The 16,542-nt window shown below is 65.4% G+C and carries 6 protein-coding genes; 3 read left to right on the forward strand and 3 right to left on the reverse strand.

The genetic code is table 11. From position 1 onward, the window contains the following. Positions 1-48 precede the first annotated feature (48 nt). From FQ755_RS10815 to FQ755_RS10825, 3 genes are all read right to left on the reverse strand, one after another. Positions 49-768 (reverse strand): FadR/GntR family transcriptional regulator, encoded by a 720-nt coding sequence (locus FQ755_RS10815; RefSeq protein WP_144153904.1) that lies wholly within the window; start codon positions 766-768, stop codon positions 49-51. Positions 769-1,218: 450 nt separating this feature from the next. Then, positions 1,219-2,796, reverse strand: coding sequence for a mannose-1-phosphate guanylyltransferase/mannose-6-phosphate isomerase (locus FQ755_RS10820; RefSeq protein ID WP_144153906.1), 1,578 nt, complete (start codon positions 2,794-2,796; stop codon positions 1,219-1,221). Positions 2,797-3,008: 212 nt separating this feature from the next. After that, on the reverse strand, positions 3,009-3,566 hold the full coding sequence (locus FQ755_RS10825; protein WP_186308482.1) for a GNAT family N-acetyltransferase: 558 nt from the start codon (positions 3,564-3,566) through the stop codon (positions 3,009-3,011). Positions 3,567-4,622: 1,056 nt separating this feature from the next. On the opposite strand from FQ755_RS10825, the gene FQ755_RS10830 reads away from it, so the two are divergent. The 3 genes from FQ755_RS10830 (at position 4,623) to FQ755_RS10840 (ending at position 16,541) form a co-directional block, all read left to right on the forward strand. Further along, entirely contained in the window at positions 4,623-5,357 is a 735-nt protein-coding gene (locus FQ755_RS10830; protein ID WP_144153910.1) for a Crp/Fnr family transcriptional regulator, read from the forward strand. 7 nt (positions 5,358-5,364) lie between these two features. Then, positions 5,365-6,147 carry a 4'-phosphopantetheinyl transferase family protein gene (locus FQ755_RS10835; RefSeq protein ID WP_260858483.1) on the forward strand — a complete coding sequence of 261 codons (783 nt, stop codon included), beginning with the start codon at positions 5,365-5,367 and terminating at the stop codon, positions 6,145-6,147. A gap of 317 nt (positions 6,148-6,464) precedes the next feature. Beyond that, complete coding sequence (locus FQ755_RS10840; protein ID WP_144153912.1) at positions 6,465-16,541, forward strand: non-ribosomal peptide synthetase/type I polyketide synthase; 10,077 nt, start codon at positions 6,465-6,467, stop codon at positions 16,539-16,541. Position 16,542 lies beyond the last annotated feature (1 nt).

Here is a 16,542-nt window from a genome sequence, read left to right on the forward strand (position 1 = left end):
CTGCGCATGCATACGCACACGCAGACCCGCATAAGAGCACGAAGCCCATCAGTTCTGCGTCGACCCTTCGATCGAAAACGCGCCGCCAATTTCTTCCGCGGTGTAGTCGATCAAGGCGAGCGAAGCCGCCTCGGCCGCCTTCGGATCGCGCCGCTCGATCGCCTCCACCACGCGGCCATGGTTCGCCACCACGGCCTCCCACGCGCCTTCCTTGCTCATCACGATCGGATTGACGGCACCCAGCGCGCCGCGGATGATCGCCGCCATCTGCTGGAAGAACTGGTTGCCGCTCGCCACCACGACGCGCGTATGCAGCAGCTCGTCTGCCGCCTGATAGCCCGGCTCGTCCGGCCGGATCGCACGGAATGCGTCGTAGGCCTCGCGAATCCCTGCGATGTCCGCGTCGCTCCCGCGCGCCGCCGCCTGAGCACAGGCACGCGGCTCGATCAGGATGCGAAACTCGATCACGTCGCGCAGGAACACCGGGTCCGGTTTCGCCCGAAAGCGCCAGCTGACGACATCCTCGTCGATCATCCGCCAGTCGCGCATCGGCCGGATGCGCGTGCCGATCTTCGGCCGCACATCGAGCATGTCGCGCGCGAGCAGCATGGACAGCGCTTCTCTCATCACTGTCCGGCTGACGTCGAACTCTTTCGACAACACATCCTGCGGTGGCAATACCGCGCCAAACTTCTCTTCGACGATGCCCGTGACGAGCCCGTCCATCACCTTGCTGACCAACGAACGATCCTTGTTTCCCTGTTCCATGACACTCTCCCCGAAGCGGGTTATCCCCCCGCGTAGCCTGTTGATCAAGCGGCCCTCGTGTGTCTTATTTTGTGTAATTTGTTGTATTAATCGATACGTTGCAATCTTAAAAACAGATGCGCCAGTTGGGAAACGTCCTGACAGGGTTATCCCTCTGAAGAATTGTTTCGTTCATGTAACGTGTGACCTGCTCATGAACTTCAAACTTGCGTCATAAGCGTGCGCGAGCCGTGCAGATTGCATAGTGCGACGACGCACGCAGCGGTGGCGATTGGTAAATCTGCAACAGGTTGATTGGGAGGTATTGCGCGAAGCGCCACGGCATGAATGGACGACGCCCGCAGGCAAAGCGATGCCTCGCGCCGCGCGCGCACCACGCGCGGGCAATAGGCAAAATCCGCCAGCCGGCGGGCGCGGACTCATGCACCGCACACGCCGGCCGGCGCTGCCTTACTGCCCGGCAGCCGCGCCACGTTCGTCGGCGCTTGCCCCGACGCGGCCGTATTGGTCGTCGAAGCGCACGATATCGTCCTCGCCGAGATAGCCGCCCGACTGCACCTCGATGATCTCGAGCGGCGTCTTGCCCGGATTCTCAAGCCGGTGCGTCACGCCGAGCGGGATATAGGTGGACTGATTCTCCGACAGCAGGAACGACTCCTCGCCGCGTGTGACGCGCGCCGTGCCGCATACCACGATCCAGTGCTCGGCGCGATGGTGATGCATCTGCAACGAGAGGCGCGCACCCGGCTGCACGACGATGCGCTTGACCTGGAAGCGATCGCCACGGTCGATCGAATCATAGAAGCCCCACGGCCGCTGCACCTTGCGATGGTCGTGTACCTCCGGGCCGCGCTCGGCCTTCAGGCGGCCGACGATCGCCCGCACGTCCTGCACGCGGTCCTTGGCGGCCACCAGCACGGCATCGGCGGTTTCGATCACCACCACGTCGCTCACGCCGACGCAGGCCACCAGCCGGCCGTCGGAATGCACGAAGCTGTCGTTCGAGCCTTCGAACAGCACGCGGCCGCGCGCCACGTTGCCGTCGGCGTCCTTATCGGATACCTGCCATACGGCATCCCACGCGCCCACGTCCGACCAGCCCGCGACGAGCGGCACCACCACGCCCGTCAACCACGGGTCCGCGCCGATGTGCTCCATCACCGCGTAGTCGATCGAATCCGAGGGACAGGCGGCGAACGCCGCGCAATCCAGATGCAGCGCGCCGCCGCCGTCACGCGAGGCGCGCGCGAACGACTCCGCGCACGTGGAAGCGATCAGCGGACGGTAGCGGGCGATCGCCGCCAGCCACACCGACGCGCGCACCACGAAAATGCCGCTGTTCCACCAATACTCACCGCTCGCCACATAGCGTTCGGCCAGTTCGAGGTCCGGCTTCTCGACGAAGCCGTCGATGGCGCGCTCGCCTTGCCGTCCGACCGGCGCGCCGGTGCGGATATAACCGTAGCCCGTCTCCGGCCGCTCGGGCGGCACGCCAAGCGCCACGATCGCGCCCTGCGCGGCATGCAGCACCGCTTGCGCCAGCGCGGCAACGAACGCCGCGTGGTCGGCGATCAGATGATCGGCCGGCACGACGACAAGCACCGGATCGACGCCATCCACCGATGCGGCCTGCGCAGCCAGCGCGGCCAGCGTCAGCGCGGGCGCCGTGTTGCGCGCGCCCGGTTCGACCAGAATGCTCGGCGGCGCACCGTCGCAGCGTTTGAGCCTGGCGGCAGTGGCGAGGCGCAATTCATCGCCGCATACGACGATCGGCGCGGCCTGCCTGAAAGCCGCCTCGGCCTGCGTGCCGCGTTCGGCGGCGAACAGATGCTCGAAGCGCTGCACGGTCGCCTCCAGAAGCGACTCGTCACCGAACAGGTTGATCAACTGTTTCGGACTTTGCTCGCGCGATAGCGGCCATAGCCGCGTGCCCGAACCGCCTGCGAGAATTACCGGCTGGACGGTGCCGCTGGCCAGCGCCTCGCATGCCAGAGCGTGTTGCGTAACCGGCAATGCTAAATCGTTCATTCGAGTCTCCCCAAAGCACAACGATCCGGGCCCCCGTGACCCGGATTGAATTCGACACCTCAAGCGTCATGAGTGGATTGGAGCATGCGCGGGTGGCCCGCCTCTGTACGCGCCACCACACTGCGAACCGCTCGTGCAAGCTGGGGGATTCATCATCCGCGTCATCACCCGCGTCATCGCTCATCAGCGCGCGACGCTCAGAACGACGGTGCTTAGAGCGACGACGAATTAATCAGATATCCTGATTGATTGTATAAGCCGTTCGGCGCGATGCCGGGCATGCGCCGTCCATGAGCCGGCAGCGAGCGCCTGTGAGGTGCCCGGCACGTCAGGCAGACGGACCACTCGCCGTGGGCGAGGAACGGTCCTTCTTCCTGGCGAAAGCCGAACGGTTCATAGAAGGCGCCCAGACTCGCCGGCGCGGTCATCCGCACCACTGCGCCGGGCCAGCGCTCGCCGGCCGCCAGCAGCACCCGTTCGATCAGCGCCTCGGCCGTGCCGTCGCTGCGCCTCGCCGGGCTGGTGAGCAGCTTGTCGAGCACCACATGCGCCGCGCCCGCAGCACCGGGCCGCACCCGCGCATAGGCGACGATGGGCATGGAGCGGGACATGTCTTCGGTGGCGAAGATGTGCAGCGCGGTTTCATCGTGGCCATCGGCATCGAGACATAGATGCGACTGTTCGATGACGAATACCGCACTGCGCGCCCGCATGATCAAATACAGCTCACGTACCGTGCATTGGTCGAATTCGAGCGTTTTCCAGTTCATCAGCATCCCCTGCGATTCATCCGACGAGACCTGTCCGTCGACATGAACCAAAGGTACGCCGCCCCACGGCTGCAACTCCGTTCGCAAGCACACCGACGCCGGGACGTCGCGACTGCAATCTTGCGCCATCCGTCACGCAGACGGATTCTCTCGCCGATGTTCCACCTGACCGAACGATTCGTTGCGCACGGTCGTCACGCGGTTTCACTGCGAGTGCCGAAGCAGTGAATGGCCGCTCATACCCAACTGTTAAATCGCGCCGTTTTACACGATAGATTCACATTGGCGAGCCGCATTTTTACGCCGCCGTCACGCGATTTCGTCACGCGTCAGGTCGTTCAGGAACGATCCAGGCACCTCGATGAACGCGGACGATACACATGCCGCAGGGAGTACGAGGTATGCGAAATCGATACACGTCGCGCTATTTTCTTTTGTTTAGTTCGCGCGCGGCATCATTGAACCGCGCCGCGACGCGCATGAAACCTCGCTCTACGTGAATTGCCCCAGTCGATTCGCAAAACGTGTTTCGCAATCTCGCGGCTCGCCAAAAATCGTTTCCGTGCGACAACCCACGCAATGGGTTGAACACATCTGAATCAATTCTGAGTCATCCCGGACGGCCACGATTTTCGCCCGTATCGCTGCCCTCACGGCATTTAACGTTCCGCCATCCGCACCGGAAAAATTCGATTTAATTCATAAAAATCAATCACTTGAAACGACAAATTTACGCCCTGCGAAGATTCCGGCCGCCACCATAGGGTGTGCAGAACTGAAACAAAAATACATATTTTGCGGCGCATTGCACCAATGCCAACTTCGCTGCGCCGCACCAGCGCTCACTTCTCAACCCGCTGGCACAGTCCTCGCTAAATGAGCAGCGCAACACTAGCGCCGGCGTACATAACCTTAAATAGCGCTGGCGTGCAAAGGCCATACGGGGCCCGCACTGTTTATCCATAGCCGCTCGCCAGGCGGCAACAGAACACGGATGCAGTGACGGCTAGAAAATCAAGGCGCTGCAAAAACGCAGCGCCGCGCGAGGACCGAATCATGCTCACACTTCAATCCGATCTGCACGGCAATCATTTGCTTGGCGCATTGCCCTCCCATGAGTGGCAAGCCATCGCCCCGCATCTCGAACTCGTCCATTTGCGCACGGAACAGCTTCTGTGCGATTCAGGGCAACGTATTCATCACGTTTATTTTCCGACCACCGCCATTATCTCCATGCTGTCGACGATGGAAGACGGCAGCTCGGTCGAGATTGCCGCGGTTGGACGTGAAGGCATGACCGGCGTGCCGGTATTGACAGGTGGCGAAACCATGCCGAACCGCGTGCAGGTACAAAGCGCCGGTTTCGCGTATCGCATGACGGCGCAGGCGCTCAGCCAGCAATTCGCACGCTCCGATCTGATCCGCCGCCTGATGATGCTCTACATGCACGCGCTGCTGACGCAAGTGGCGCAGACCGCCGCGTGCAACCGCCATCATTCGCTGAACAAGCAGTTGTGCCGCTGGCTGCTGATCGAGATCGACCGGGTCGCCACGAATGAGCTGACCGTCACCCAGCAACTGATCGCCGATATGCTCGGCGTGCGCCGCGAAGGCATCACCGAAGCCGCCGGCAAGCTGCATGATGAAGGCCTGATTCATCACAGCCGCGGTCATATCAAGGTGCTCAACCGCAAGGCGCTGGAAGCGCGCGCCTGCGAATGCTACGGGCTCGTCAAGCGCGAGTTCGACCGGTTGCTGCCGCGCCTGCATCAAGCCGAGACGGTCAGCTAGGCAGTCGATGTCTCTCGTCACGGATCGCAGCGAGGCCGGCATCGCGCAGGTCGAAGCCGGGCATTGCCTGTCGTCTTCCCGCCTGACGCTGCCTTCCGCGCAAGACGTGCAGGTGTGGCAATGGGATCTCGATGTCCACGCTCACGATTTCGACCGCTACTGGGCAACGCTATCGATGCAGGAGCGCGAGCGCGCCGACCGATTCCGCTTCGAACGGCACCGACGCCGTTTCGTGGCAGGGCGCGGCGAACTTCGGCGCATCCTCGGCCGCTATCTCGGGCTACGGCCTGAAGAGGTCGCGCTCGGCTATGGTTCGGACGGCAAACCTTTCTGCACGCGCCAGCCTGCGAGCCTGCCGGATGGATCGAGTATCTGCTTCAATCTCAGCCACAGCGGGAATGTAGCGGCGCTGGCCATCGCGAACGGTTTCGAAGTCGGCATCGACGTCGAACAGGTGCGCCCGCTCGATGACAGTGTGCCGCTCGAAGTCTTCTCCGCGCGCGAGCGCGCGGCATTCCGCGCCTTGCGTGAATCGGAGCGTCAAGCGGTCTTCTTCGAAAGCTGGACCCGCAAGGAAGCCTGCCTGAAAGCGCTCGGCACCGGCTTTATCCTGCCGCCCACGCATTTCGAGTTCGATCTTGCCCTTCACGGTGACACGACGCCCCATCGCGTCGGCGGCGCAGCGGAAGAAGCGGCGCATTGGCGCGTCCGTTCCCTGCCCTGCTGCCCGGCCTGCGTGGGTGCGGTAGCGGCCCGACGCGCCGACTGGTCGATCGTCAACATGCATTGACGGATCGCGCTCCCGCCAGACCTGACCCCTCCTTGCTTTTCCGGTTCAAGCGGCCCGCTCCGCTCCGAAAGCACGCGCGCTTCGACATGAAGTGTTGTTGCATCGTTCCTGTGTGCGACGGCGAACGGATACACAGAGCGCGAAAGATTAACTTTGACTTACAGCAGATTCGCGCTTGAGGAGAGACGGACCCGGCGCGGACAGCCTCGTGCTGCTTGCGCCTGCCGGGACCGGCCGCCGTTTTGTGCGCTTGCTGCTCGCTGATGGCGAGGCGTAGCTCAGTAGAGGGCCTTCATCCAAATATTAGAGAGCGGCAAATGTCACACAGAGATCAATACCCCGTCGACTTGCCGAGCGGGACGGGTCATAGGGCCGGGGTCGTCGCGCGCTTCGACGACGCATGCGCGGCGTTCGCCAGCCATCTTGCTGCGATCGATTCAACGGGTGAAGAAACCTATGCCGCCCTCGCCGAGCGCTCGGCGCGGCTTGCCACCGTGCTGTCCCAACAAGGACTCGAGCGCGGCGAGCGTTGCGCCGTCATGGTCCCGCGCAGCCGCGACACGCTCGCGTTGATGCTCGCAATCCTGCGTCTGGGCGCCGTCTACGTGCCGCTCGATCCGGCCTATCCGCGCGCACAGCTCGATTTCATCGTGGCCGATTGCACACCCAGGCTCATCGTCGCCGAAGCGGCGGTGCTTGCAAGCACCGGCGCGCTGGACGGCGTGAGCGTCGACCTTGCGGATCTGGTGGCCGCATCGCAGACTGCCGGGTTCGCTGCGGCGCAGGCCTGCGCCGGCGACGACCCCGCCTACATCATGTACACCTCCGGCTCGACCGGCAAACCGAAAGGCGTGATCGTGCCGCACCGCGCGATCCTGCGCCTCGTGCAGGGCCAGAGCTTCGCCGAGCTGTCGCCGCAAACGCGCTTTCTCAATCTCGCGCCGCTCGCCTTCGATGCCAGCACGCTGGAGATCTGGGGCCCGCTCCTGAACGGCGGATGCGCGGCGATCATCAACGAAGTTCAGCCTTCGCTCGACACGATCGCCGGCGAGATGGCCCGACTCGGCGTGACGAGTGCATGGTTCACGGCGGGTCTTTTCAATGCGCTCGCCGACTATCGGCTGGAGGCCTTTGCTCCGCTCAAGGAAGTGCTCACAGGCGGGGACGTGCTGTCGCCCGTTCATGTGCGCAAGGTGATGGAGGCGCATGCGGAGCTGCAGGTCGTCAACGGCTACGGCCCGACCGAGAACACGACCTTCTCCTGCTGCTACCGCATTCCGCGTGACGGCGCGGCTTTGCTCAATGGCGAGGCGATTCCCATTGGCCACGCCATCGCGGGTACGAGTGTGTATATCGTCGACGACCAGCTCGTGCCGGTTGGCGACGGCGAAGTGGGCGAACTCGTCGTGGGCGGCGACGGCGTCGCGCTCGGCTACCTCAATCGCCCGGAACTGACGGCGCAGAAGTTCGTCGACGACGTCTTCAAGCCCGGCGCCAGCCTCTATCGCACCGGCGACCTGGTGCGCCGACGCGCGGACGGCGCCATCGATTTTCTTGGCCGCAACGACCGGCAGATCAAGATCGCCGGCAAACGCATCGAACTCGATGAAATCGAGCATGCCCTGCGCGCGGCGCCCGGCGTCGCCGATGCGGCCGTGGCGGCGTTCGAAGGCCGCAACGGTAAGTCCATCGCCGGCTTCGTGAAGGCCGAGGCAGCGGCCGCCGGAATTTTCCTCGATCGACTGCGCGCCCATCTCAAGGCCGCCTTGCCGCACTACATGATGCCGGCGGAATTGCGCGTCCTGCCGGACTTTCCGCTCACGCCGAACGGTAAGGTCAACCGCAAAGCCCTGCTGGAAGGACTCGCCACGCCGGCTGCCACACCGGCCGCAAGCGGGCCGGCCGGCGACGACATCGCCGGCAAGCTGGCGGCGGTATTCGAGGGGCTGCTCGGCGGCCCCGTCGAGCGCCGCGCGAACTTCTTCGACCTGGGACTGCGCTCGCTCGATCTGATGCGAGCCCACGCCATCATCGCGCGCGACGTGGCGGCCAAGGTGGCGCTGGTGGATCTGTTCCGCCATCCGAATGTCGAGGCATTGGCCACGCATCTGCTCGCCACGCTGGGAACGACCAGGCATGAAGCCATTCGCCCGCGCCGCGACGTGCAAGGCGCGGACGTCGCCGTCATCGGCATGTCCGGACGCTTTCCGGGCGCGCGCAACGTGGCCGAACTGTGGGCCAACATCGTCGCCGGGCGCGACTGCGTCACGCGTTTCGACGTGGCGGAACTGGAAGACAGTTTCGACGACGCCGCCCGCCGCGAAGATCGTTATGTCAAGGCACGCCCGATCCTCGCCGACGTCGACCGCTTCGACGCCGGCTTTTTCGGCATGCTGGCGCGCGAGGCGGCGCTGACCGATCCGCAGCAGCGCCTGTTCCTCGAAATCGCCTGGGAGGCATTCGAAGACGCCGGTTACGATCCGGCGAAAATCGCCGGCGCGGTTGGGGTGTTCGCCGGCACCTCGATGAATACCTACTTCCTCAAGCATGTCCTGACCGACCGTGGCGTCATCAACGAATTCACCAGCCAGTTCCAGATCGGCGAGTACCAGAAGCTGGTCGGCGCCGGCGATTTCGTCGCCACCCGCACCGCCTACAAGCTCGGCCTGAACGGACCGGCCATCTCGGTACAGACGGCGTGCTCGACCTCGCTGACCGCGATCAGTCTCGCCGTCGAGAACCTGCGCTCGGGACGCTGCGACATGGCGCTGGCCGGCGGTGTCTCGGTTACCTTCCCGCAAAAGCGCGGCTATTTCTACGAGGAAGGCGGCATGGGCGCCCCCGACGGCGTGTGCCGCCCGTTCGACGCCGAGGCCAGGGGCACGGTGTTCGGCAGCGGCGCCGGCGTGGTGTTGCTGAAACGGCTCGACGACGCCATCGCCGACGGCGACCCGATCTATGCCGTCATCCGCGGCGTCGGCATCAACAACGACGGCTCCGGCAAGGTCGGTTTCACGGCACCTAGCGTCGATGCACAGGCCCGCGCCATCGCCATCGCCCACGCCGAAGCGGGCATCGATCCGGCCTCGGTGGGCTATGTCGAAGCCCACGGCACGGCGACGCCGCTCGGCGACCCCATCGAGTTCGCCGGTCTTGTGCAGGCGTTTCGCCTGGGCGGCGTGGAAGGCGGCCAGTTCTGCGCGCTCGGCTCGGCGAAGGCGAATGTCGGACACCTCGATGCGGCCGCCGGCGTGACGGGCTTCATCGCCGCCACGCTCGCCTTGCGTGAGCGGGTCTTGCCGCCGCTCCTGCATTTCCGTGCGCCCAATCCTGGCATCGACCCATCCAGCAGCCCGTTCTTCTTCAACGAGACCGCGCGCCCGTGGGCCGAGGGTCCGGTGCCGCGTCGGGCGGGTGTAAGCTCCTTCGGCGTCGGTGGGACCAACGTCCACGTGGTGCTGGAAGAAGCGCCCCGCCGTAACGACGTCGTGGACGAGGCGCAGGCCGCGCCGCAAGAGCAATTGCAGATCCTGCCGCTCTCGGCAAGGAGCCCAGCCGCGCTCGAACGCGCCAAGGCCAATCTCGCCGCGCATCTGGCGACCCATCCCGGCCTCGCACTCGCCGACGTAGCCGCGACGCTGCAAACCGGACGCCGCGACTTCGCGCATCGGGCCATCGTCGTCGCCGATAGCCTCGGCGAGGCCCGGGCCAGGCTGCAAAAAGGCGCGCTCGAAGCACAGGCTCCCGATCAGGCCGCCAACAGCACGCCCGCCGTCGTCTTCATGTTCCCCGGCCAGGGCGCGCAGTATCCGGGCATGGGCGAAGCGCTGTATCGCACCGAACCGGTCTATCGTCAGTGGATCGATAAGGGCGCCGAGGTGCTGGCGCCGCATCTCGGACTCGACATCCGTACCCTGCTGTTCAGCGAGATTCCGCACGGCGAGGACACCCCGCATCCGATCCGCTCGACCCTCTACGCGCAGCCCGCCCTGTTCCTGCTCGAATACGCGCTGGCGCAACTCTGGATCGCGCGCGGCGTCAAGCCGGCGGCGATGATCGGCCATAGCGTTGGCGAGTTGGTCGCGGCCTGCGTGGCCGAGGCGATCGGCTTCGACGACGCGCTGTATCTGATCGCGAAGCGTGGCGCGCTGATGCAGTCGGCCGAACCGGGCGCGATGCTGGTGGTGCGTCTATCCGAGGCCGAACTCGCGCCCCTGCTGCCTGGCGACGTCGACCTGGCCGCCCTCAATGCGCCGTCGTTGAGCGTCGTGGCGGGCCCCTTCGCGGCCATCGAAGCCTTCGAGGCCACACTCAAAGCGGGCGATATCGAGCATCGGCGGCTGCATACCTCGCATGCTTTCCACTCGCGCATGATGGCCGGCGTCGTCGAAGACCTCGCCACACTGGCGGATGGCCTGTCTTTCGCCCGGCCGAAGATCCCGTATGTGTCCTCGGTGACCGGCCAGTGGGCCGCAATGGATCAACCGGTGACGGGACGCTACTGGGCCAGTCATTGCCGCAATGTGGTTCGTTTCGGCGACGCGCTGGCCACGGTGACCGAAGCGGGCAAGCTCGAAGGCAAGCCCCTGCTGCTCGAAATTGGCCCGGGCCGCACGCTCTCGACCTTCGCCGCGCAAGGACTGCCCAAGGACCGCTATCAGGCTGCGCTTGCTTCGCTGCCCGATTTCGCGCTGCGTGAGCGCGAGCTTGCGGTCCTCGCCGAAGCAACCGGGCGGCTGTGGCTGAACGGGCTCACGCCGGACTGGAAGGCCGTTCAGTCCGAAGCCGCGCGCCGGATTTCGCTGCCGACCTATCCGTTCGAACCGGAGCGGCACTGGATCGACGCCCCCGCCGCCGTTTCCCCAAACAACACGACGACGAAGGCCGCGGCGGCGCTTGCCGCGCCCGCCTCGTCGCACGCCATCACCGTTATTGCCCAGACCGCCATGACTCAAACCGTCCAAATCGACCGCAAACCGCGTCTCATTGCCGAACTGGCGTCACTGCTCGCCGAGATGTCCGGCGAAGCGCCGGACACGTCCAATCCGGACGTGACCTTCTGGGACCTCGGTTACGACTCGCTGTTCATGGGACAGGTATCGCGCCAACTGCGCCGCCGCTACGACGTCACGATCAGCTTCCGGCAGATCATGAGCGACTATCCGACGCTGCCTGCCCTCGCACAGTTCCTCGACGGCGCCTTGCCGCCCGACCCGGAACCGCAGGCCGAACCGGCCGTGGCTGCGGCCGCCGTCGATGCCGCGCCGGTTACCATGCCCGCTGCCATGACGGCAATGGCTGCGCCCGATGCGGCGGCTACGGTCGCCGTTGCGGCAACGGCCGCGCCGTTCGCAGTCGCGGCGCCGGCTACCGGCGAGATTCAATCGGTGTTCCGCGATCAGCTCGCGGCAATGCAGTCGCTGATGTCGCGTCAGCTCGATCTGCTGCAAGGCGCGCCGCTGGCGCTCGCGCAGACCGTCGGCGCGAGCGCCGCGCCCGTCCCGACGCCTGCCGTACCCGCCATCCCCGCCGTGGCTCCGAAGCCAGCCGCAGCCGCAGCGGTCGCGAGCAGCGCGCGGCCCACCGTCCCCGAGATCAAGTTCGAAGAAAACCGCCCGACACGTTTCACCGCCTACAAGCCGGGCGCATCCAGCTCGGCGCAGATCACCGAGGCGCAGACCGCGTTCATCGCCGACCTGTCGGCGCGCTACTCGGCAAAAACCGCCGGGTCCAAGAGCCGCACGCAGTCCTATCGTGCCGTGCTCGCCGATCCGCGCACCGCCAGCGGCTTTCGCGAGGAATGGAAAGAACTCGTCTATCCGATCGTCGCCCAACGCTCCAAGGGTTCGAAAATCTGGGACGTCGACGGTAACGAATACATCGACGTGGTCAACGGCTACGGCCAGACCGCCTTCGGCCATACGCCGGACTTCGTCGTGGAAGCGGTCAACGCGCAGATGGCGGAAGGCTTTGCCATCGGACCGCAATCGCCGCTCGCAGGCGAGGTCGCCCAGATGTTCGCCGAGATGACCGGGCATCAGCGCGTCACCTTCTGCAACACCGGCTCTGAAGCCGTGATGGCGGCGATGCGCCTCGCGCGCACCGTCACCGGCAAGGAAAAAGTCGTCTGCTTCGACGGCGACTATCACGGCCAGTTCGACGAAGTCCTCGTCAAGCCGGGCAGCGAAGCCGGTGTGCCGCGCGCGTTCCCGCTCGCGCCGGGCATCCCGCAGAGCGCCGTCGGCAACATGGTGGTGCTGCCTTATGCGCGCGCCGAAAGCCTCGAATGGATCAGGGCCAATATCGACGACATCGCCGCCGTGCTGATCGAGCCGGTGCAGTCGCGCCATCCCAATCTGCGGCCGAAGGAATTCGTCCAGCAGTTGCGCGAGCTTACCGCGGCCAACGAATCCGCCCTGATCGTCGACGAGGTGGTGACGGGCTTTCGCGTCCATCCGGCCGGCATGCAGGGCTATTGGGGCATCAAGGGCGACATGGCGACCTATGGCAAGGTGGTCGGCGGCGGCCTGCCGGTGGGCGTGCTGGCCGGCAGCGCGCAATACATGGACGCGCTCGACGGCGGCCAATGGCAATTCGGCGACGCCTCGGTGCCCGAAGTCCCACCGACCTTCTTCGCCGGCACGTTCGTGCGTCATCCGGTGGTGCTGGCCGCGATGAAAGCCGTGCTTCTGCATCTGCAACAAGCCGGCCCGGCGCTGCAGGAAACGCTCGGCTCACGCATGGACGGTCTGGTTCAACGCATCAATGCGCATCTGGAGAAAGCCGGCATCGCCACGCGGGCGGAGTCGTTCTCGAGCTGGTTCTATATCAGCTTTGCTGGCGAAGACCGGCTGGGCAGCCTGTTCTATGCCTATATGCGCTACCTCGGCATTCACATCATGGAAGGCTTCCCCTGCTTCCTGACAACCAGCCATTCGGATGAGGACGTCCGCAAGATCGGCGATGCCTTCGTCGCCAGCATTTCAGCACTCCAAAGCGTCGGCATCCTGGCCGGCACGCAGCAGGCTCTTCCCGTCACGCCGCCCGCTGAACCGCAACCGCTGACCCAGTCCGCGCTCACCGAACCGCAGAAGGAAATCTGGATGTCGGCCCAACTGGGCAACGAAGCCTCGCTCGCGTTCAACGAATCCTTCACGCTCGAACTGACAGGTCATCTGAATGAGGCCGTGTTCGAACGCGCTTTCGCGGCGACGATTGCGCGCCACGATGCCTTGCGCGCGCACTTCTCGCGCGTCGGCGACAAAATGTTTGCGGATGCGGACACCACCGTCCCGCTGGAAAAAATCGACCTCTCGGGCCATCCCGATGCAGCCGGCGAACTCCAGGCCCTCATCGATGCCGAAGCGCGCGAGGTCTTCGATCTGACCCGCGCTCCGCTGGTGAGCGCCGCGCTGGTGCGGCTCGAAGCGCAGAAGTGGGCCTTCGTGTTCACCGCCCATCACATCATCTGCGACGGCTGGTCGATCAACATCGTGCTGCGCGATCTGGGCGCCCTGTACGCGGCCGGCATCTCGGGCAAGGCGCCCGAACTGGACGAGGTGCAGAGCTTCCTCGCGTTCGCCAAGGCCCAGGACGAAGCCGGCGTCGACCAGGAGACACGCGAATTCTGGCTCAACCTCCATCGCGACCCGGCGCCGCAACTCGATTTGCCCGGCGACCGTCCGCGCCCGGCGCTCAAGAGTTTCCGCGGCGCCTCGACGACCCGTCAGTTGAATGCCGCTCTGCTCAAGCAGGTCAAGACCGCTTCATCGAAGCAGGGCTGCTCGCTGTTCGCCACCCTGTTCGGCGCGGCCCAGGTGCTGTTCGGGCGGCTCTCCGGCAATGACGACGTCGTCATTGCCGCGCCGATGGCCGGCCAGACGCAAGCCGGCGAGGCGCTGCTGGTTGGGCATTGCGTCAACTTTCTGCCCTTGCGCGTGCGCTTCGAGCGCGACAAACCGTTCGCCGTGCATATGAAGGCGGTGCGCGATCACGTCTTCGATGCCAGCGACCGGCAGAACTACACCTATGGCGCGCTGGTGCGCGATCTCGGCGTCAAGCGCGACTTCAACCGATTGCCGCTCACCGATCTGCAGTTCAATCTGGAGAAGGTCGACGAATTGCTCGACATGGCCGGCGTCGCCACGCGCTTCACGCCGAACCCGAAGGCCTACAGCAATTTCGACCTGTTTTTGAACGTCATCGAATCGGCCCAGGGCCTGCGTCTCGATTGCGACTTCAACACCGACGTCTATGACGAGACCACCGTACAGCGCTGGCTCGGCTGCTACGAAACCCTGCTGACGGCGATCGCCCGCGACGCCGAAACGCCGGTCGCGGCCCTGCCGTTGCTCAACGAAAGCGAGATCCATCACCTTCGCGACGCGCTGAACGATTCGCAGCGCGACTACGATCTCTCGCAGACCACCCCGGCGCTGATCGCCGCGCAGGCGCGCCGCACGCCCGATACGACGGCCGTCTCCGACGCGACGTCGAGCCTCGCATATGGCGAGCTCGATGCGCGCGCCGACCTGATCGCGCGTGCGCTGGTGGCGGCGGGCATCGCGCCGCGCGAACGCGTCGCCATCGCGATGGACCGCACCGCGATGACCGTCGCCGCCATGCTCGGCGTATGGCGGGCCGGCTGCGCCTACGTGCCTCTCGACATGACGATGCCGCCCGCACGCCTGCGTCAGATTCTCGATGGTGCAGAACTCGCCGCGATCCTCAGCGACGCGGCAAGCCGCGCGGTGCTGGAAGCGGGCGAGCACCGGGTACTGGAGCTGGAGACGCTGCTCGCGTCAGGCCGCATCGACGAGGACAGCGACGACGAAGCCGTGGCGCTGCCTGTCGTGTCGGATGCCGATTCGGCCTACGTGATCTTCACGTCGGGCTCGACGGGTCAACCCAAAGGCGTGGAAATCGGCCATCGCGCCCTGAGCAACTTCCTGTTGTCGATGGCACAAACGCCGGGCTTTACGGCGCGCGACCGCATCGTCGCGGTTACTACGTTCTCTTTCGATATTTCCGGCCTCGAGCTATTCCTGCCGCTCGTCACCGGCGGCCAGACCTTTATCGCCGGGCATGAAGAAGTGCGCACCGGTTTCGAGCTGGTGACCCGGCTGAAGGAAGAAGCCGCCACCGTGTTGCAGGCGACGCCGTCGCTCTGGCGCATGTTGCTGGAGGCCGGCTTCAAGGCGCCGAAAGAGTTCAAGATTCTGTGCGGCGGTGAGGCCCTGCCGCGCGATCTCGCCGACGCGCTGCTGGCAACCGGCGCGCAGGTATGGAATCTCTATGGCCCGACCGAAACGACCATCTGGTCCGCCGCCGCGCGTGTCGTCGCGAACGGGCCGGTGGTGATCGGCGCGCCGCTCGCCAATACCGACCTGCACGTGCTGACCGACGACCTGCGACTCGCGCCGCAAGGCGTGAGCGGCGAGCTGTGGATCGGCGGCGAGGGCCTCGCGAAAGGCTATTTCAACCGCCCCGATCTCACCGATGCCGCATTCAGGACGGTGGCCATCGAAGGCGCCGCGCCGCGCCGCCTGTACCGCACCGGCGACCTTGCGAAGCGGCTTGCCGACGGCTCGCTGCAACACCTCGGCCGGCGCGACCAGCAGATCAAGCTGCGCGGCTTTCGCATCGAGATCGAGGACATCGAGGCGGCCTTGCGCAAGGCGCCCGGCGTGGCCGCGGCCGCCGTCGCCTTGCATGTCGTCGACGGCAATCCGCGCCTCGCGGGCTATCTCGTCGAGACGGCCATCGACAAGGCCGACCAGGCAAGCGTCGCGGCGCATGTCGCCGGACAGTTGCCGTCCTACATGGTGCCGACTTTGTGGATGACGCTCGACGCGCTGCCGCAGACCAGCAATGGCAAGCTCGATCGCAAAGCCCTGCCCGTGCCGACCGCCGACATGGTGGCGATGCCGGCTCCGGTGCGTCAGCCTCACGCCGCGCTGAAGGTGGTTCCGCTGCCGTCCCTGCCGGCCGAAGCGGCCGCTGACGAAACCATTGCTGACGAAGCCATTGCAGACGAAGCGACGGCAGACGAAGCCGTTGCAACTGAACCGGCCGTGGCCGAAGAACCCGCCTCCATGACGCCGACCGAGGCCAGCATCGCCGCGATCTGGGCAGACGTACTCGGCCTCCAGCAGGTCGGCATCGACCAGCAGTTCTTCAGCCTAGGCGCGGACAGCCTGCAACTGTTCCGCATCGTCGCGCGGATGAACGAGCGCGGCCTCGGCGTGGATGCGCGCCAACTCATGAAGAACGTCACGATCGCCGAACTGGCCGCGAGCCTCGACGGCAACGAGTCGACCGCGCCGGTGGAAGCGTCTGCCGCGACCCGGCCGTCGATCCTCAGCTTCAAGCGCAGAACTGCACAGGGAATCTGAC

Source organism: Paraburkholderia sp. BCC1885, from assembly GCF_900996235.1.
Classification (GTDB): Bacteria; Pseudomonadota; Gammaproteobacteria; order Burkholderiales; family Burkholderiaceae; genus Paraburkholderia.

Excerpts from the sequence above, each read along its gene's own strand:
- FQ755_RS10820 (WP_144153906.1), bottom strand. The coding sequence starts at position 2,796 with ATGAACGATTTAGCATTGCCGGTTACGCAACACGCTCTGGCATGCGAG.
- FQ755_RS10840 (WP_144153912.1), top strand. The coding sequence starts at position 6,465 with ATGTCACACAGAGATCAATACCCCGTCGACTTGCCGAGCGGGACGGGT.
- FQ755_RS10830 (WP_144153910.1), top strand. The coding sequence starts at position 4,623 with ATGCTCACACTTCAATCCGATCTGCACGGCAATCATTTGCTTGGCGCA.
- FQ755_RS10825 (WP_186308482.1), bottom strand. The coding sequence starts at position 3,566 with ATGAACTGGAAAACGCTCGAATTCGACCAATGCACGGTACGTGAGCTG.
- FQ755_RS10815 (WP_144153904.1), bottom strand. The coding sequence starts at position 768 with ATGGAACAGGGAAACAAGGATCGTTCGTTGGTCAGCAAGGTGATGGAC.
- FQ755_RS10835 (WP_260858483.1), top strand. The coding sequence starts at position 5,365 with ATGTCTCTCGTCACGGATCGCAGCGAGGCCGGCATCGCGCAGGTCGAA.